At 34.6% G+C, this 18,045-nt stretch carries 18 protein-coding genes; 12 read left to right on the top strand and 6 right to left on the bottom strand.

All coding sequences use genetic code 11. The annotated features are described in order from the left end of the window. Positions 1 to 156: 156 nt before the first annotated feature. Genes KI430_RS07035 through KI430_RS07015 form a run of 5 tightly spaced genes read left to right on the top strand, consistent with a single transcriptional unit; the run spans position 157 to position 4,622 of the window. Positions 157 to 561, top strand: coding sequence for a hypothetical protein (locus tag KI430_RS07035; RefSeq protein WP_248877540.1), 405 nt, complete (start codon positions 157 to 159; stop codon positions 559 to 561). A gap of 11 nt (positions 562 to 572) precedes the next feature. After that, complete coding sequence (locus tag KI430_RS07030) at positions 573 to 1,304, top strand: curli production assembly/transport protein CsgE (RefSeq protein ID WP_248877539.1); 732 nt, start codon at positions 573 to 575, stop codon at positions 1,302 to 1,304. 11 nt (positions 1,305 to 1,315) lie between these two features. Next, positions 1,316 to 1,726: a curli assembly protein CsgF gene (locus KI430_RS07025; protein ID WP_248877538.1), complete on the top strand. Its 411-nt coding sequence runs from the start codon at positions 1,316 to 1,318 to the stop codon at positions 1,724 to 1,726. A gap of 18 nt (positions 1,727 to 1,744) precedes the next feature. Then, the gene (locus KI430_RS07020; protein ID WP_248877537.1) at positions 1,745 to 3,106 is read left to right on the top strand and encodes a CsgG/HfaB family protein; all 1,362 of its coding nucleotides are present in this window, start codon (positions 1,745 to 1,747) and stop codon (positions 3,104 to 3,106) included. Positions 3,107 to 3,116: 10 nt separating this feature from the next. Then, positions 3,117 to 4,622, top strand: a complete 1,506-nt coding sequence (locus KI430_RS07015; RefSeq protein ID WP_248877536.1) for a carboxypeptidase-like regulatory domain-containing protein — start codon at positions 3,117 to 3,119, stop codon at positions 4,620 to 4,622. 153 nt (positions 4,623 to 4,775) lie between these two features. Here the strand turns inward: KI430_RS07015 and KI430_RS07010 are convergent, their stop codons facing one another. Next, the gene (locus KI430_RS07010; RefSeq protein WP_248877535.1) at positions 4,776 to 5,420 is read right to left on the bottom strand and encodes a helix-turn-helix transcriptional regulator; all 645 of its coding nucleotides are present in this window, start codon (positions 5,418 to 5,420) and stop codon (positions 4,776 to 4,778) included. Positions 5,421 to 5,993: 573 nt separating this feature from the next. Here KI430_RS07010 and rpsA point away from each other — a divergent pair. The 3 genes from rpsA to KI430_RS06995 all read left to right on the top strand — a co-directional run bounded on the left by rpsA (position 5,994) and on the right by KI430_RS06995 (position 9,759). Continuing rightward, positions 5,994 to 7,790 carry a 30S ribosomal protein S1 gene (gene rpsA, locus KI430_RS07005; protein ID WP_074233411.1) on the top strand — a complete coding sequence of 599 codons (1,797 nt, stop codon included), beginning with the start codon at positions 5,994 to 5,996 and terminating at the stop codon, positions 7,788 to 7,790. Between the two features lie 90 nt (positions 7,791 to 7,880). After that, the gene (locus tag KI430_RS07000; protein ID WP_248877534.1) at positions 7,881 to 8,642 is read left to right on the top strand and encodes a T9SS type A sorting domain-containing protein; all 762 of its coding nucleotides are present in this window, start codon (positions 7,881 to 7,883) and stop codon (positions 8,640 to 8,642) included. Between the two features lie 133 nt (positions 8,643 to 8,775). Continuing rightward, positions 8,776 to 9,759 carry an EamA family transporter gene (locus tag KI430_RS06995; protein ID WP_248877533.1) on the top strand — a complete coding sequence of 328 codons (984 nt, stop codon included), beginning with the start codon at positions 8,776 to 8,778 and terminating at the stop codon, positions 9,757 to 9,759. Positions 9,760 to 9,796: 37 nt separating this feature from the next. Here KI430_RS06995 and KI430_RS06990 read toward each other — a convergent pair whose 3' ends face one another. Next, the gene (locus tag KI430_RS06990; protein WP_074233415.1) at positions 9,797 to 10,033 is read right to left on the bottom strand and encodes a YtxH domain-containing protein; all 237 of its coding nucleotides are present in this window, start codon (positions 10,031 to 10,033) and stop codon (positions 9,797 to 9,799) included. Positions 10,034 to 10,259: 226 nt separating this feature from the next. After that, entirely contained in the window at positions 10,260 to 11,636 is a 1,377-nt protein-coding gene (locus tag KI430_RS06985; protein ID WP_248877532.1) for a glycosyl transferase family 1, read from the bottom strand. A gap of 172 nt (positions 11,637 to 11,808) precedes the next feature. On the opposite strand from KI430_RS06985, the gene KI430_RS06980 reads away from it, so the two are divergent. From KI430_RS06980 to KI430_RS06965, 4 genes are all read left to right on the top strand, one after another. After that, the gene (locus tag KI430_RS06980) at positions 11,809 to 12,363 is read left to right on the top strand and encodes a hypothetical protein (protein WP_248877531.1); all 555 of its coding nucleotides are present in this window, start codon (positions 11,809 to 11,811) and stop codon (positions 12,361 to 12,363) included. A 135-nt stretch (positions 12,364 to 12,498) separates the two neighbouring features. Then, positions 12,499 to 13,065: a pentapeptide repeat-containing protein gene (locus KI430_RS06975; RefSeq protein WP_248877530.1), complete on the top strand. Its 567-nt coding sequence runs from the start codon at positions 12,499 to 12,501 to the stop codon at positions 13,063 to 13,065. A gap of 91 nt (positions 13,066 to 13,156) precedes the next feature. Further along, complete coding sequence (ggt, locus tag KI430_RS06970; RefSeq protein WP_248877529.1) at positions 13,157 to 14,842, top strand: gamma-glutamyltransferase; 1,686 nt, start codon at positions 13,157 to 13,159, stop codon at positions 14,840 to 14,842. A 16-nt stretch (positions 14,843 to 14,858) separates the two neighbouring features. Further along, positions 14,859 to 15,221, top strand: a complete 363-nt coding sequence (locus KI430_RS06965) for a hypothetical protein (protein ID WP_248877528.1) — start codon at positions 14,859 to 14,861, stop codon at positions 15,219 to 15,221. Between the two features lie 72 nt (positions 15,222 to 15,293). Here KI430_RS06965 and rny read toward each other — a convergent pair whose 3' ends face one another. The 3 genes from rny to KI430_RS06950 all read right to left on the bottom strand — a co-directional run bounded on the left by rny (position 15,294) and on the right by KI430_RS06950 (position 17,773). Next, the gene (rny, locus tag KI430_RS06960; protein ID WP_248877527.1) at positions 15,294 to 16,865 is read right to left on the bottom strand and encodes a ribonuclease Y; all 1,572 of its coding nucleotides are present in this window, start codon (positions 16,863 to 16,865) and stop codon (positions 15,294 to 15,296) included. 315 nt (positions 16,866 to 17,180) lie between these two features. Next, entirely contained in the window at positions 17,181 to 17,468 is a 288-nt protein-coding gene (locus tag KI430_RS06955) for a cell division protein ZapA (protein WP_248877526.1), read from the bottom strand. Positions 17,469 to 17,470: 2 nt separating this feature from the next. After that, on the bottom strand, positions 17,471 to 17,773 hold the full coding sequence (locus KI430_RS06950) for a hypothetical protein (RefSeq protein WP_248877525.1): 303 nt from the start codon (positions 17,771 to 17,773) through the stop codon (positions 17,471 to 17,473). Positions 17,774 to 18,045 lie beyond the last annotated feature (272 nt).

Genomic DNA, 18,045 nt, shown 5'->3' with positions numbered 1-18,045 from the left:
TCTTGTTTTTAATTATGTAAAAAGAATAGGAGAAGTTGAGGTTTCTCCTATTTTTTGTTTTTTGAATTAAGACTAACGGAAAACCATGATTTTTAATCTTTACCAACTAACCGTGTTTTTTGCCATTACTTGCTAGTGTAACTTTATAAAAAAAAGATGAGGAGAATAGTTGTCATATTATTTTATTTAGTTCTTGTTTTTTTTTCAACAGCGGCTATTTCGCAGGAGATTAACTGGGGACAGATTAATAGTAATAATGTTATAGATATCATTACTAAGCAAGACCTAAATTCTAAATCCTATTCTTCTACATTACAGATTGGTAATTCTAATAATGCTGAGCTTTATCTCAATGATAGAACCAATATTATATTACAACAGATTGGAGATTATAACAGACTTTTCTACAATAATTCTTTTACAGAAACAGAGCTTAAAACTTCCATTACAACTCATGGGTTTAATAATATTATAGATGTCACAGGCAGTAACAGTATTTCTGAAAATATGAAACTTACCGTCAAAGGTGATAATAAGATCATTTTTATGAGAAACTACTAAAATTATTGAAGATGAAAAATTTATATATTCTAATGTTTCTTACAGCGATTTGCTTTCCTATTCTAAAAATCAAAGGGCAAGATGAGAAAAAAATTATAGCAAAAATAGAAAGCAAAGACATAGAAGGACAGTTGAAACTGAATGCAACAGTTACTAATAATTCTTCCATTTTTCAGGAACTGAATTATTTTTTGGTTTCAATCAAAAAAGGAAAAAGCGGCAATCTTTCCAACAACAAACAAAGCGGCAAATTCTCTATTAATCCCAATGAAACTAAAAAACTTTCTGAAATTAGTGTTAATCTAAATGATAAAGATGCACTAAAAGCCTTCCTGTACATCCGAGATGAGCAAACACAAAAACTCATTGCAAAAGATAGTCTTAATATTAATGATGATTCTTTCCGAAAAAACCTCAGTAAAGCAGAAGAAACCGAATCATTTGAATTGAATGGACTTACAATAGATGAAACCAAAACCAAAGTCGGAAGGGATTTTTATGATGCTTTCTATCTCCAATACAGCCAGATGCCGGATAAAATTAATAATACCATTGTCATCTCAGAATTACCTTCCAGAGGAAATAACGGACAAATTAATATCGTAATTGATGATAAAACAATTTACAGTTTTATGACCAATCCTAATGAGGATTATCAGAAAGAGCAACTTGTAATGACTTTTAGGTACATCAAAGATTACAACATTAAAAAAAGTCTTATTAATAACGAATTCTTATTCTAAAAACACACAAGATGAAAACTGCATTTATTCTTATTTTACTAACTGTTGGAGGAATCCTTGCGAAATCCCAACAGTTAGTTTATAAACCGATTAATCCCGCATTTGGTGGCGATACTTTTAATTATCAATGGCTTTTGAGTTCGGCTAATGCACAGAATCCATTTGATAATGAAAATAGTTACAAAAATCTTCTTGATGGTCTCAATTCTATGGACAGTTTCACGGAAAGTCTTAACAGGCAAATACTTAGTCAGTTATCACAAAAATTATTTGAAGATCAGTTTGGGAGTGGACCTTTGACTCCGGGTAATTATATGTTTGGTTCGTTGTATTTGCAGGTTACACAGTCATCTCAAGGATTGTTAATCAATATTTTGAATACCAATAACGGAGAACAAACAGAAATTGTAATTCCGAAATAAAAATTAAAACCAAATCTGATGAAAACTTATATTAATACTAAATGGCTTTGTGTTTTCGTACTTTCATTATTTCAAAGTTGCAGTACGTTATTCAATTTGCCTATCAATAGTGAAAAATCTTCTTTAGGTGAAATAACATCTTACACAACTGAACTCAAAAATCTACCACCACCGAAGGAAAAAATTGTGATTGGAGTTTATAAATTCCGAGATCAGACGGGGCAATATAAACCTTCGGAAAACGGAAGCAACTGGAGCACAGCAGTTCCTCAAGGAACAACAACGATTCTGATAAAAGCCTTGGAAGATAGCAAATGGTTTTTGCCAATCGAAAGAGAAAATATCGCAAATCTCCTTAATGAAAGACAAATCATAAGATCTACAAGACAAGAATATCTAAAGGAAACAGATAAATCTACTCAGTCTTTGCCTCCATTATTATATGCGGGGATTTTATTAGAAGGTGGCGTAATTTCTTATGATAGTAATGTAATGACTGGAGGAATTGGAGCGAGATATTTTGGAATTGGAGCTTCTTCCCAATATCGTCAGGATAGAATTACAATTTATTTAAGAGCTGTTTCTACACTCAATGGAGAGATTATGAAAACGGTTTACACTTCCAAAACGATACTTTCCACTAGCGTTAATGGTAATTTCTTTCGATATATCGATTTGGAAAGACTCTTAGAATCCGAAGTTGGTGTTACTCAAAACGAACCTGTTCAATTAGCAGTTACCGAAGCTATTGAAAAAGCTGTAAAATCATTAATTGTAGAAGGAATAAGAGATGGAATCTGGGGAAAAGCAGTTGAAGATGTTGCTAAATATAAAAGTTTGATTGATAATTATAATAGCGAAGAAACAATCAATTCTGGGAAAGTAATTGGTAATAAATTTCCTAATAATTACAGACAAAAATTCGCTTTGTTCGCTGATATTGAAGGACAACAGATCAAAGGAGATTATGTAAATCCAAATTGGAATGTTGGAGGAAAAATGGGATTCAAATACTTTATCAATGACCATCTCAATCTGGAACTGAATGCGAATATTCTCAAGCTTCAGAATGAAAATATATTTACCAGAACTTATTTTGTCTCTGAAATTAATTTAGAATTTATGATTCTTCCAAAGTATAAATTAACGCCTTTTATCTATGCAGGCGGAGGAACAATGTCTTCCAGAAAGTCAAATTTATACAAAGCGCAATTAGGTGGAGGATTGGAATATCTCCTGGATAAAAATTTTGCATTAAGAGTTTCCTCTCAGTATGATCTTGGTTTCAAAGATACTTGGGATGATTTTGCGAATGGCAAAAGGAAGGATCAAGCGATTCGGTTTGCATTTGGAGTTAATTTTTATATCGGAAAAAAGTAAAACGTCTGTCATGAAAACAATTATAAAAAACACAATATTCATCATCTTTTCTTTGCTTTTATTTTCTTGTAATGAAGAATTGGTGGAACAAACTCAAACAGGAGTTTTAAAAGGGAAAGTTGTAAAAAGAGGAAGTAATGAACCTTTGGCTAATGTGAAAATCCTCACCAATCCTACAACAAAAACCGTTTTCAGTGCTGCTGATGGTACATTTGAAATTTCAGATATTCCTATTGGTAATTACTCTGTAAAAGCTGAACTTTCTGGTTATTTAGCAAATTTTACCAGCATTAATTTTCAAACTCAAAATCAATTGGTAACCATTGTTTTCGAAATGGAAGATGATGAGTCTCTTAATTCCTCGCCAACAATTCCGGAACTGCTAAGTCCAATAGATAACTCAGAAAACCAGCCACTTTCTGTTGAACTAACTTGGAATTCTACAGATCCCGACAGTCTTGATGTTCTTAAATATAGATTGATTGTTAAGAATAATCTTAATACAGATGTTCTGGAGGTTAAGGATTTATTGGATAAACATTATACTTTGAAAGATCTCAAATTCGGAGTGAGTTATTTTTGGCAAGTTGCTGTTTCCGATAATATTCATCCTGAGGTTTTAAGTGCAGTAAGTAAATTTACAACCAACACTATTCCTGCGAATAGATTCCATTATGTAAGAAAGCAATCGGGAAATCTTTACATCGTTTCCAGTAATGATGGGGGAGATAGCTTCCAATTTACCGCGCTTGCAAATAATAGTTGGCGACCAAGAAAAAATAATAATGCAGGACTTATTGCTTTTCTAAGAACAGAAGGAGGAAGTACACATATTTTTACAGCTAAACCAGATGGTTCTGATGTTTTCAAAGTTACAAGTGTTCCTCTTGGAGGATTTAATAGCTATGAATTAGATTTCACTTGGAAAACTAATGGTAAAGAATTGATTTATGCCAATTTTGATAAACTCTACAGAATCAACAAAGATGGTAGCGGACAAGAATTAATCTATACAACTCCAGACGGTAGTTTGATTTCGGAATGTGATTGGAGCTATGATGGAAGTAAGATTGCGCTTAAAACTAATGATTTCAATGGTTATAATACCAAGATTTATATAATAGATATGTTGGGGAATGTTATGAAAACAGTTCTAGCAGGAGTTGCGGGAGGAAGCGGAGGTTTGGATTTTTCTATTGATGGTAATTATCTGGTTTATACACACGATGTTTCAGGTTATCAGGATGGTAATTACAGACAATTGGATTCTCATATTTTTATTTATAATTTGATGGATAATACTGTGAGAGATATTTCTACAGAAAGTGAAAAACCAAACGGAACCAACGATGTTGATCCAAGATTCTCGCCAAATAATGCACAAATTATTTTTACGAATACTTCGAACGATGGTATTTCACAGAGAAATGTAGAAACGATTGATATTAATAATTCCGGAACCGATTTAGAAAGAACTTCGTTGTTCAGTAATGCGGAAATGCCTGATTATGAATGATTATATCATAAGAGACAACAATAAAAAGTAAAAGTGAAGAAAAAAAATAATCAGAAAGATTAATTTGAAATAAGTCAAAAATATATTGCAAACTTTTGTGGTAGGAAAGAATTTCTAATCTTTACAAGGTGTTTGAAATTCTTTTTTTTTGTATTATTCTATAATATGGTTTTCGATAGCATATTTTACAACACCTGCGGAATTTTTCACATTCAGTTTTAGGAGGATTTTTTTACGGTGCGTTTCTACTGTATTGATACTGATAAAAAGTTTTTCACAAATTTGTTTGCTACTTAGTCCATCACAAATCAGTTTTAGAACTTCCATTTCTCTTTTAGTCAGACAATCTGCGTGATCTTTCTGGTTATTCTGCTTGTGACTTATGAAGTTCATCATTCTTTCTTTTGCAAAATCACAAATGTAAATAAGATCTGAACTAAGCGCTTCAATAGATTTCACAAATTCATCATAGCAACAATTGGTGTCCAGATAACTTTTGATTCCTTTCTCAAAAAGCTTTCTGATTTTTGAAACTTCATAAAAATTACCAATAGTAATAATTTTTATGTCTTTGTATTCGTTAACCAAATTTTCTACTAAAACATACATTTCTGTCAATACGAGAGAGTTAGCGCCTAACAAAATAAAATCTGGTGGTCTATTTTTGATACATTCGTAAAGTGTTTCTGTTGAGGTACAAATGCTTACATTGCTGAAAATATCGCCTTCTGTAAGCAGTTTGGAGAGTCCTTCTGTATAAAATAGAGGTTCATCAAAAATAATTAATTTTGGTTTCATAGGTTTATTTTTTTTCAACGGTTGTAACTCAAATATAATGAAAATTTAATATTTATTTGTGATTTTTTTTATTTAATTTGTATTTATGTGTTGATAAATTTAACTTGGGTTTTAGTTTTATTTTTATGTTAAACTGTTGATTAAAAAGGTATTTGTTTGACTTTTTTAAATTGTTGAAATTTAATTATTTAATGTTTTTTGATTTAAATAGTTTAGCCTTTTTTTTATAAAAAATACAGATATTTAAATAGTCATTTTTACAAACGATTGTTTTCTGAATTATTATTAAAAGTTAAATAAATCGCTATTGTGTGTGAGTTATTAAACTAATCATCACTGCTCATAAGGTGTTTTCTATTAATTGAATATTATGATTTGATTTTCAATTGATTATAATTAACTTCAACTTCTTTAAAATTATTGCTAGGTTCAAATATTTTGCTTAATTTTGCACCGCTTTTGTGAACGCACTTTGGGCGAAGTAAAACATTAACAATTAACATCTTCCGTATTTTTCAGGAGTCACAGCAAAGCCAAAGTCTGAGTAAATAGGAATACAAATTTTATTAGAAAATGTCAAAAGAGACAAATTCAGCAGAGGTTCTTTTGAACCAAAACGTAGCACCAGAACAATTTGATTGGGATTCTTTCGAGTCAGGTCTTAACGCAGAAGACAGAAGCGAAAAGAAAGAATTGGAAGAAATCTATAATGGTTCTCTTAATGATCTTACAGATAACGACGTCATTGTTGGTAAAGTTGTAAGATTGACTGATAAAGAAGCTATCGTAGATATCAACTTCAAATCTGAAGGTGTTATTTCTCTTAACGAATTCCGTTACAACCAAGGTCTTAAAGTAGGCGATGAGGTTGAAGTAATGGTTGACAGAAGAGAAGACAAAACCGGACAATTACAATTATCTCACAGAAAAGCTAGAACGCTTAAAGCTTGGGATAGAGTAAACGAACTTCACGAAACTGGAGAAATCGTAAACGGTTTTGTAAAATCTAGAACTAAAGGAGGTATGATCGTTGATGTACACGGAATCGAAGCATTCTTGCCAGGTTCTCAAATCGACGTGAAGCCAATCAAAGATTACGATCAGTTTGTAGGTAAAACTATGGAGTTCAAAGTTGTGAAAATCAACCCAGAGTTCAAAAACGTAGTTGTATCTCACAAAGCGCTTATCGAAGCAGATATCGAAGGTCAGAAAAAAGAAATCATCGCTCAATTGGAGAAAGGACAAGTTCTTGAAGGTACTGTTAAGAACATCACTTCTTACGGTGTATTCGTAGATCTTGGAGGTGTTGATGGATTGATCCACATTACAGATCTTTCTTGGTCTAGAGTGAACCACCCATCTGAAATCCTAGAAGACGGACAAACTGTAAAAGTTGTTATCCTTGATTTTGATGATGAGAAAACAAGAATCCAATTGGGAATGAAGCAATTAGAGGCTCATCCTTGGGATGCTCTTTCTGCTGACCTGAAAGTTGGTGACAAAGTAAAAGGAAAAGTAGTAGTTCTTGCTGACTATGGTGCATTTGTAGAAATCGCTCCAGGTGTAGAAGGATTGATCCACGTTTCTGAAATGTCTTGGTCTACTCACTTGAGAAGCGCTGGAGATTTCGTAAAAGTTGGTGATGAAGTAGAAGCAGAAGTTCTTACTTTGGATAGAGAAGACAGAAAAATCTCTTTAGGTATCAAGCAATTGAACAAAGATCCTTGGGAAAATATCGAAGCTAAGTATCCAGTAGGTTCTCAACACGTTGGAACTGTAAGAAACTTCACAAACTTCGGAGTTTTCGTAGAATTGGAAGAAGGAATCGATGGATTGATCTACATCTCTGATCTTTCTTGGACTAAGAAAATCAAACACCCATCTGAGTTCTGTGCAGTTGGAGATAAATTAGATGTTGTAGTATTAGAATTGGATACTCAAGCAAGAAGATTGTCTCTAGGTCACAAACAATTGACTGAAAATCCTTGGGATAAATTCGAAACTAAATATGCTGAAGGAACTGTACACGCTGGAAAAGCTGTAGAAGTGCACGATAAAGGTGCTTCTGTACAATTCGAAGATGCTGAGGTTGAAGCTTTCTGCCCATCAAGATTATTAGAGAAGGAAGACGGATCTAAAATCAAAAAAGGAGAAGAAGCTCAATTCAAAGTAATCGAGTTCAACAAAGAATTCAAGAGAGTAGTAGTTTCTCACACAGGAATCTTCAGAGATGAGGAGAAAAAGAATGTAAGAGAATCTTCTAACAGATCAAGCAATGTTGCTTCTTCTTCAAACAACGAAGAAAGATCAACTCTTGGAGATATCGATGCATTAGCAGAATTGAAAAGAAAAATGGAAGAAGGTAAATAATCGCCTTAAATCATTTTAAAATAATGAAGCCACCTTTTTTAGGTGGCTTTTTTAGCCAAAAAAACAATTTAGTATATATAAAATTAACCTATGAAAAAAATTCTATTATCTTTAGGCTTCATTACAGCCGCTTTTTCATCAGCTCAAATCAATTTGAATGAAGGTTTTGAAGCAGGATCTACGCCAGCTGGTTTTACAAATGTTAGCTTTTTCCCAAGCAAAGTTCTTACGCCTTGTACTGGAAGCTATGGTTTGACAAGAAACTTTTGGAGCGGCGGAATTGCAGGATCAACAACCTATTCTTCTACATTATCCAACGGTGGTAAAATTGATATTTCCTTCGCTTACAAAACTCACATCTATTCTGGAGGATCTGTTAATGGAACCTTGAAAGCAGAATATTCTATTGATGGCGGTCAAAATTATACCGCTTTAGGAACTATTACTCTCAATTCAGTAATTGCTTGTACTACTTGGTCTGGATCTATTCCTCAAAGTTCGGTTCCATCTGGAGCAGATTTTAAATTCAGAGTTTCCGGACAATGGACATCGGGGGATTATAATGTTATTTTAGATGATTTCAAATTAACGCAGTCGCCATTCTTGGCAACTTCTGATATTGCTAAAAAAGAAACAGCAGTATATCCAAATCCTTTCAAAGATGTAATCTATTTGGACAATGCAGATGCAGTGAAATCTGTATCAATTGCTGATATTTCTGGTAGAAATATCAAAACTGTCGCAATAGCATCAAAAGAAATCAGACTTTCTGAACTTAAAAAAGGAGTCTATATTCTCACAATTGAGAGCAAGGACGGAAGCAAGAAACAAACTAAGTTGATAAAAGACTAAAACAAAAGAAAGCGTTTCGAATCCCGAAGCGCTTTTTTCTTTAAAAGATGGATTTTATTTATGAAACATATTTATTTAAGTTCTTAGGGAGAATAAATATTAAATCGTAAATTCGCCGGCTCTCTAAAAAACTATGGAAAAGAAAAATATTTTAAAAGGTGTTCTATTTGTCGGTATTGGTGCTAGTATTTACGGAATGCTGGCTACATTTGTGAAAATGTCGTATAACGATGGTTTTACAACTTCAGAAGTAACAACGGCACAATTTATACTTGGAATTATCGGATTGCTGATTCTGAATATCATTCAAACCAAAACCTCTAAAAAACCATTATCTGCACCCAGCCGAAAAGAAATCAGAATGTTGATGTTGGCAGGAACATCACTTGGTTGTACAAGTTTGTTCTACTATATTGCTGTTCAATACATCAATGTTTCGATTGCGATTGTATTGTTGATGCAGTCGGTATGGTTCAGTGTAGTAGTGGAAAGTTTCATTACCAAAAAGTTTCCGAATGCCAGAAAAATCATTGCTACAATCATAGTTTTGTTAGGAACAGTTTTAGCAACCAATTTGATTAATCTGAATGTCAAAATCGATTGGCACGGTATCTTCTGGGGATTACTGGCTGCAGCATCTTTTACAATGACGATGTTTACGTCCAATACTTTAGCTACGCATTTGCCGGTTCTTAGAAAAAGTTTTACAATGCTTTGCGGCGGCTCTATTATTGTCCTGTTATTTCTATTCTTTGCCCAGATAGGGCCAATGTATTTTGATGGACTTAAGTCTTTCTACCTTAATTTTACCGAGAATACACAACACATCAGACCATTTGATTATTCAATATTCTGGACTTACGGATTTGTATTAGCGTTATTCGGAACCATCATTCCGCCGATTTTGTTCAATCTTGGCTTCCCCAATGCAGGTTTAGGATTAGGAAGTATCATTTCATCATTAGAACTTCCTGTTTCTGTGACAATGGCATTTATGTTACTGAATGAAGAAGTCATTTTAATCCAATGGTTGGGAATAGCTCTGATACTTTTTGCAATTGTTCTGATGAATTTACCTTCCAAAAACCAAAACGAAGAAGCAATATCTTATCACTAAATAAAAAAAGCCGTCTCAATAGAAACGGCTTTTATTTTTATTCTGCGGCTTGCTGAGCATCATTTTTCAGCTCATCCGCTTTACTTTTCAGCTGATCTACAGTTTGTCCAGCTTTGTCTTTCAAATCATTCCCGAATTTCGTCAGGTTGTCTTTTGCAGTGTTGATCGTATCTTTCACCTTTTGCTGATCTTCCGGAGAAGCTTTTTTGTATTTCCACCAAGCCAAAGCTCCCAATCCTAACAATGCCAAAAGACCATTTGTCTTATTTCCCATGATATAATTTTTTGATTAATATTTGATTCTTAAAGTTACAAGAAAAATGTATGCCATCTCTCAGTTTTAAGGAAAAAATTTAGGGCGTGTCCTTTCCAACACATTGGCAAGAGCTGGGACCGCGCTGTCCACTATTATCTTTTTTTTGCCATTGCATTAGCCCAATCAAAAAAAGGATAGCCGTTACCATCGCTCACGCGCTGCGCAGAGTAGAACCAGTCAGCAATTAATCCAATTTTGTCAACAGTTCAGCCAACTGTCTCGTCAGTTCTTTTCTGCTGAACTCATTGATATTAGCAGAATTCTGAATACATTTTCCGGCTTTCCAATCCTCATAAAGCGAATAAATAAAATCCTGGATTTCCATATTATCAGAATAATCAAAGTGCTTTCCAGCATTGGTCTTGTTGAGAATCGTTTCCACATCCGCATCTTTTGGTCCAAACGAAATAATCTTCTTTCCGGTCGCCAGATATTCAAACAACTTTCCAGGAATAATTCCTTTAGAACTTTCGTTCGGGAAATTGGTAATCAAAAGTAAATCCGAGTTCTGCATTTCATTCACAGAATCATTGTGCGCCAAATAACCAAGATTTCTGATGTTATCTCTCAAAACCGAACTCTCAATATCATTCAGAATTTTATCATCAACTCTTCCAACAAATTTCAATTCAAAATCCTTAGCAAAATCTTGATGTTTTTCAGATAATTCAGTCAGAGCCTTCCAAAGATTTTCCGGATTTCTCAATTGTTCCAAAACACCAACATAACTCAACGTGAACTTAGGTTCGAGTGTCTGAGTGTTTGAGTGGTTCGGAGCTTCAGAAACTTTATCTTTCTCATTCTCCAATTCTCCAACAGTCCAACTCTCAGACTCACCATCTCCCAAACTCTCAAACTTGTCAAATCCATTCGTAATACAAAAAGCTTTCGCTCCATTTTTTCTGAAATTCTCAGCATCGGTATAACTTGTCGCCAGCGTCAAATCAGCATTTTCAAAAACAGATTTTTCAAGATGTCTGTGTTTTTTGTCAGATGCTGAAGTTAACTTCAAATGTTTATAATAAGAGATTTCTGTCCAAGGATCACGGAAATCGGCGATCCATTTTAGTTTTGGTAATTCTTTTTTCAAACCCAATCCAATCAGATGCAAACTGTGTGGTGGACCAGTTGTAACGATCGTTTCAATATGATTTTCTACCAGATATTGTCTTAAGAATTCGATGGAAGGTTTCACCCAAAATTTTCTCGCATCTGGAATGAAAAAATTTCCTCTTATAAAAATTGAAAGCTTAGACAAAAAAGACTGATTTTTCCCAACATCAAACTGTCCGCCTTTAAATTTCTTATTACTCTTACTGAATTTTTCTGCAATCTGATAAGGTTCCCAAATATTGGTTTTCACAATCTTCAGATTCTCCGGAACTTCTTCTATTAAAGTCTCATCTACCAAAGGATAGCTCGGGTTTTCAGGCGTGTAAATAACTGGCTCAAAACCAAATTCGGGAAGATACTTGGCGAACTTCAGCCAACGCTGTACGCCAGGTCCGCCAGCAGGTGGCCAGTAATAGGTAACAATTAATACTTTTTTCAATTTTTCCATTTTCAAATTTCAGAACGTCTGAAACTGTTCTGTAAATTTATTTGTTTTTGAACCGATTTCAAAATGATTCATAAAATATATATTGTTATGAAACCGTTGATATATTGATTAATAATCATTTATATCTATGGTATTATCTTTGCTCCCTTTGATATTTGTTAAAAAAGTAAATATGAAAAGATTAATTTTAATTCTGATGTTAGCAGCAACAGGCTTAACATCCGGACTTTTTCAGGCGCAGGTAAATGTCAATATTAATATCAACAGCCAGCCAAAATGGGGACCTTCAGGCTACGATTATGTAGAATCTTATTATCTGCCAGAATATGATCTTTACTATAATGTTCCAAAACGTGGATATTATTATTCGTCTGGAAGCAGATGGGTTTTCTCGCCGGTTTTACCTGTAAGATACCGCCACATCGATTTATACAGAACTCATAAAGTTGTATTAGTTGATCGCTATCCTTACAAAAGACATAAAGTTCATTATAATCAGTATGCCAGGTATAGAGTCAATCACGCTCCTCCAGTGCTTGTAAAGCATTACAATGGTAATAATTATTATAAAAAAAGTTTTAAAAAGCATTACAAATCGCCAAAATACAAGTACGCCAAAGTTGGTCATCAAGGCAATTTCAAGCCTGGAAAAAATAAGCACTTTAAAATGGGAAATCATCCAAAACCGAATAAACATCACAAAGGCGGTCCGAGAGGACATAGATAATATAAGCAAACCTCAATTTTTAATTGAGGTTTTTTTATTCGAAATTTTCTATTAAATTTTTAAGAATTTTCCTGCTGAGAATTTCTGCTTCAGCTTTACATTCTGTAAATTTATCTGTTTTTAAAATGAGTTAAAATGATATATGAAGCGGGGAAAAGTTTTTCTTCCAAAGACTACAAACCAGAGCAGATTGAGCAAGGCGATTACGAAGAATGTGATTTCACAGGAATCGATTTTTCAAACTATGATTTTTCAGATTTCAAATTTTCTAATTGCAATTTTGCAGATTGTGACTTGAGTAATGCGAAGATTCGACAGACTGCTTTTAGAGATGTCGTTTTTAAGAACTGCAAAATGATGGGACTCAGCTTTGAAGATGCACATTCTTTCAATATATCTTTTAGGTTTGAAGATTGTGTTCTGGATCATTCCTCCTTTTATAAGCTAGATATCCGGAAAACGATTTTTAGAAATTGTAGTATGAAAGAAGTGGATTTTACAGAAACCAATCTTTCCAATGCATTTTTTGATAGCTCTAATTTGAATAATGCTATTTTTGACCAAACAATTTTAGATAATGCAAATCTCAAGAATGCCATCAATTATTCTATTGATCCCAATAAAAATCAACTCAAAAAAACCAAATTCGCAAAAGACAATCTCGCCGGATTATTAGATCAACTTCAGATAATTATAGAGTAAATTTACATTTCAAAATTCCCATCCTATTGAGGGTGGCGATTCGCCTTAGCGAATTGACGGGGCGGACAATAACATCAAATTAAATATCAATATGAAAAAAATACTATATGCAAGTTTCCTTTTATCTGTAACGGTTTCTGCACAATATACAGACTTCAATCTCATCAAAGAAGTTAAAGTTAAAAACAAGGGCGTTGTTGTCTCGGCGCATCCACTCGCAAGTGAGGCTGGATCAAAGATTATGAAAGAAGGAGGCAATGCCTTTGATGCTGCTATTGCCACACAATTGGCTTTGGCAGTTGTTTATCCTCAGGCTGGTAATATTGGTGGAGGCGGGTTTATGGTGGCAGTAACTTCTGATGGAAAAAAGTTAGCTTTAGATTACCGTGAAACAGCACCGTCTAAAGCTAGTTTTGATATGTACTGGGATAAAAAAGGAAATGCTAATACAGATTTGTCTCAATATGGCAGATTGGCGGTTGGTGTGCCCGGAAGCATCTCTGGGATGTTTGAAACTTTGAAATATGCCAAGCTTCCATTTTCAAAACTGATAGAACCTGCTATAGATTTGGCACAAAAAGGTTTTACGATTACCGAGCAGGAAGCAGATCTTCTCAACCGTCATCAGGATGATTTTAAAAAGCACAACAAAAACAAAATCGTTTTCATTAATGATAAAGGTTGGAAAGCAGGAGATTTGCTGATTCAGCCAGAGTTGGCGGAAACATTGAAACGAATCCAAAAGTTTGGAGAAAAAGAATTCTATGAAGGAAAAACAGCTGAATTGATTTTGGCTGAAATGAAACTCGGAAACGGAATTATTCAGGCAAAAGACCTTAAAAGTTATAAAACAAAAGAAAGAAAAGCGCTGTCGTTTGATTATAAAGGAAACGAAATCATATCGATGCCAATGCCTTCCAGCGGTGGAACTTTGCTGGCTCAGATGTTGAAAATGGCTTCTTATGAAGACCTTTCCAAATACCAGCAAAATTCGGCTGAAGCTGTTCAGATTATGGTGGAAGCGGAGAGAAGAGCTTATGCCGACAGAGCAGAATATATGGGCGATCCGGATTTTACAGCAGACAAAACCCAAATGCTGATCTCAGATGAGTATCTCAAAAACAGATGGAAATCCTACAATCCCAATCAGGCAACGCCAAGTAAAGATGTAGGAACCATTATCAATCAGCCAAAAGAAAGTACGCAGACCACGCATATCTCTATTTTGGACAAGTTTGGAAATGCTGTTTCTATTACTACCACACTCAACGGTTATTACGGCAGTAAAACGGTTGTTTCAGGAGCAGGATTTTTCCTGAATAACGAAATGGACGACTTCTCTATAAAACCTGGTGTTCCCAATATGTTTGGAGCAGTTGGAGGAGAAGCGAACAAAATAGAACCAGGAAAAAGAATGCTGTCATCTATGACACCTACGATAGTTCTCAAGGATGGAAAAGTGAAAATGGTTGTAGGAACGCCTGGTGGAACTACGATTCCTACATCGGTTTTTCAGGCAATTGTTGGCGTGATTGATTTTAAGCAGAATGCCAATTTCTCTATCAATACACCTAAATTTCACCACCAGTGGTTGCCGGAAGTCGTAAAAGTAGAATACAATTTCCCAGAAACTACAATCACCACGCTTGAGAAAAAAAATTATAAATTTGAGAAAATCAAGCAGATTGGAAAAACAGAAATAATTCTCGTCGATGAGAATCAGAACATCCACGCTGTAGCAGATGGGAGAGGAGATGATTCTGTAGGGGTAGAATAAATGTTGTTATGAGTTTATGAAATATTGCATTTTTCTGTTATCAATTTTTACGCTTTTTTCTTGTGATAGAATGACTGAAGAAACTATAGATGATAGTAATTCATCTCCGTTTCAGGGAATTTGGTATGGAACTTACGCAGGTTATTTGTCTGGTAATTTAACGATTACTGTTTATAAAACCGGAGCTTTGGAGGTTGTCAGAAAGGATATTAATTCTTCAGAAACTTTTCAAGGACAGATTTTAAAAGATGGAACTCTAAGTAATGTAACTTCAAACTCTGGATTTTATCTAATTGGAACTATCAATAATTTTGTTTCAAGTTCTGGGATTTGGAAACAAAATTCATATTCCGGTACTTGGGAAATAAAGAAGCAATAAGGATTCTAACATTACTCATAAAACAAAAAAGGCTTCCAAATCTGGAAGCCTTTTATTATTTCAAATAGAGGATTATCTAGCGATATTCACAGCTCTTGTTTCTCTGATTACAGTAACTCTTACTTGTCCAGGATAAGTCAACTCATTCTGGATCTTTTCGGAGATGTCGTAAGATAATTGATAAGCGTTTTCGTCATTTACTTTTCCGCTTTCTACCATTACTCTCAGTTCTCTACCAGCCTGGATGGCGTAAGCGCTGGAAACGCCTTCGAAACTTAATGCTGCGGCTTCTAAGTCTTTTAACCTTTGGATATAAGATTCCAAAACTTGTCTTCTTGCACCTGGTCTTGCACCGGATATAGCATCAGCCACCTGGATGATTGGAGATAGGAGAGAAGTCATTTCAATCTCGTCGTGGTGAGCTCCAATAGCATTGATTACTTCTGCATTTTCCCCATATTTCTCTGCCCATTGCATTCCTAAAAGTGCGTGAGGTAATTCTGATTCCTGCTCAGGAACTTTCCCGATATCGTGTAATAGACCAGCTCTTTTTGCTAATTTTACATTTAATCCTAATTCGGCTGCCATAGTTGCAGCGATGTTAGCTACTTCACGGGAGTGTTGTAGTAAGTTCTGACCATAAGAAGAACGGAACTTCATTCTACCAACGATTTTCACCAATTCTGGGTGCAAACCGTGGATTCCAAGATCAATGATGGTTCTCTTACCAACTTCGATGATTTCTTCTTCGATATGTTTTCTTGTTTTTTCAACAACTTCTTCGATTCTTGCCGGGTGGATTCTACCATCCGTCACCAATCTATGAAGTGATAATCTCGCAATCTCTCTTCTTACAGGATCAAAGCACGAAAGAAGAATGGCTTCCGGAGTATCATCTACAATAATTTCAACACCTGTTGCCGCTTCCAAAGCACGGATGTTTCTACCTTCTCTACCAATGATTCTACCTTTTATTTCATCAGATTCGATATTAAACACAGAAACCGAATTCTCAACCGCTTGCTCTGTTCCAATTCTTTGAATAGTTTGGATAACGATTTTTCTTGCTTCATTTTTTGCATTCAGTTGGGCCTCTTCCATAATGCTTTGAACGTGGGCTTGAGCTTTTGTTTTAGCTTCTGCTCTCAAAGATTCTACCAGTTCGTTCTTAGCTTCTTCAGCAGAATAGTTGGAGATTTTTTCCAGCATTTCTACTTTCTGCGCTGTTGCCACATCCAAATCATGTTGTTTTTTCTGAACAATTTCCAGTTTTTTGTTGTAATCTGCAACTTGTCTTTCCAGCTCTTTTTCTAATTTTCCAGCTTTGCTAAGCTCGTCATTCAGTTTGTTTTCTTTGTCTTTGGTACGCTTTTCAGCCTCCTGCATTTTTTTCTCTCTGTTGTTGATGTTGGCATCGTGTTCCGACTTCAGTTCCAGGAATTTTTCTTTGGCTTGCAGATGTTTTTCTTTTTTTACCGCTTCTGCCTGTACATTGGCTTTTTCTATAATGTTTTCGGCTGTTTTCTTAGCATCTTCTACAATGTATTGAGCTTTTGAATTGAGAGAACTTTTTCCGAAGAAAAGTCCTGCAACTGCTCCGATGATAAGGGCAACGACACCGATAATAATGGTAATTGTGTCCATAAAATTTAATATATATATTGAGTTTAATTGTCTCTCTAATTTGTAAGAAGTAGGATGTGAGAAGTAAAATGTTTATTATAGCTTATATACAATCAAACCTTCTTACTTATCACCGCTAACTTTTCACATAAAAAAAAACCTACAACAGTTCAGTTATAGAGTAAACTCCATAAAAACACGATTTGAACTGATTTTCACTCTCTGTAATCTGCGCAAGGCAGCACGCCATCGAATGAACTTTCGTCCGGTAATTTTTAATTGTTGAGTTTACTTCTTTGTGTTAGAACTATTGTAGGCAGCTTGTAATAGAAAAAATTATTTTTCCAATTGCTCTAAGAGTGTATTGATTTTGGCAACACGCTCGTTTGTATTTTTAATATTTTTCTCGTTGTTTAAAGAATATACTTCTGCATTGGTTCCCAGTTTCAAAGCGCACATCGCAAGAGCATCCTGTTTATCTCTCACATCGAAGCTTGCCTCGAAATCCTTGATCATACTTTCTATCTGTTTCCCTACTTTACGCAAGGTTTCTTCTTCTGCAGCAGGCACGTTCAACGGATAGTTTCTTCCGGCTATATTGATCGTTATTCTTCTGAAATCCATTGTTATAAACCGCTGTTTTGTAATTCAGAAACGCACATATCTATTTCTTTTACCAATCTGTTGATGTGATTTTTCATCAGTCGGTTGTGTTCTGCGTTTCCGGATATTGCTGAATAGAGTTTTAATTCTTTATTTTCTTCTGCTAATATCTGGTTTCTGCGTTTTTCCTCGGCATATTCTTCTTTCACTTTTTGTAGCTCCTCATACGTTTCTGCGTGTTTTTCTGAAAGAGTCCTGAACTTTTTGTAAAGGTTCTGAATCTTTTTCTCTAAAACAGAAAAGTTGTTTTCTAATTCGCTTAGCATTACCAGAATTAAATTCTAACTTTTACAAAAATAAGAAAAATTAATGATGAATTAACACCTTATTCCTGTTTTGTGAAAATGAATGGGTTTGTGTTTGATTTATAAGGATTTAAAGTCGAATGTAAAAATGTACTGGAAAATAAATGGTTTCTATAGTTTCTCTTTTTTGATAACCTCATTTTCTAATTGGCACCGCTGCGTGAGGGCGGAAGGCATTGTTGGAGCTCTCCCGATAAACCTTGCAAGGTTTATCGGGAAGCGACTGCCTGTAG

Source organism: Epilithonimonas zeae (assembly GCF_023278365.1).
Lineage (GTDB): Bacteria > Bacteroidota > Bacteroidia > Flavobacteriales > Weeksellaceae > Epilithonimonas > Epilithonimonas zeae_A.
The sequence above is the reverse complement of the archived record's forward strand: the minus strand, read 5'-3'. Positions and strand labels throughout refer to the sequence as shown.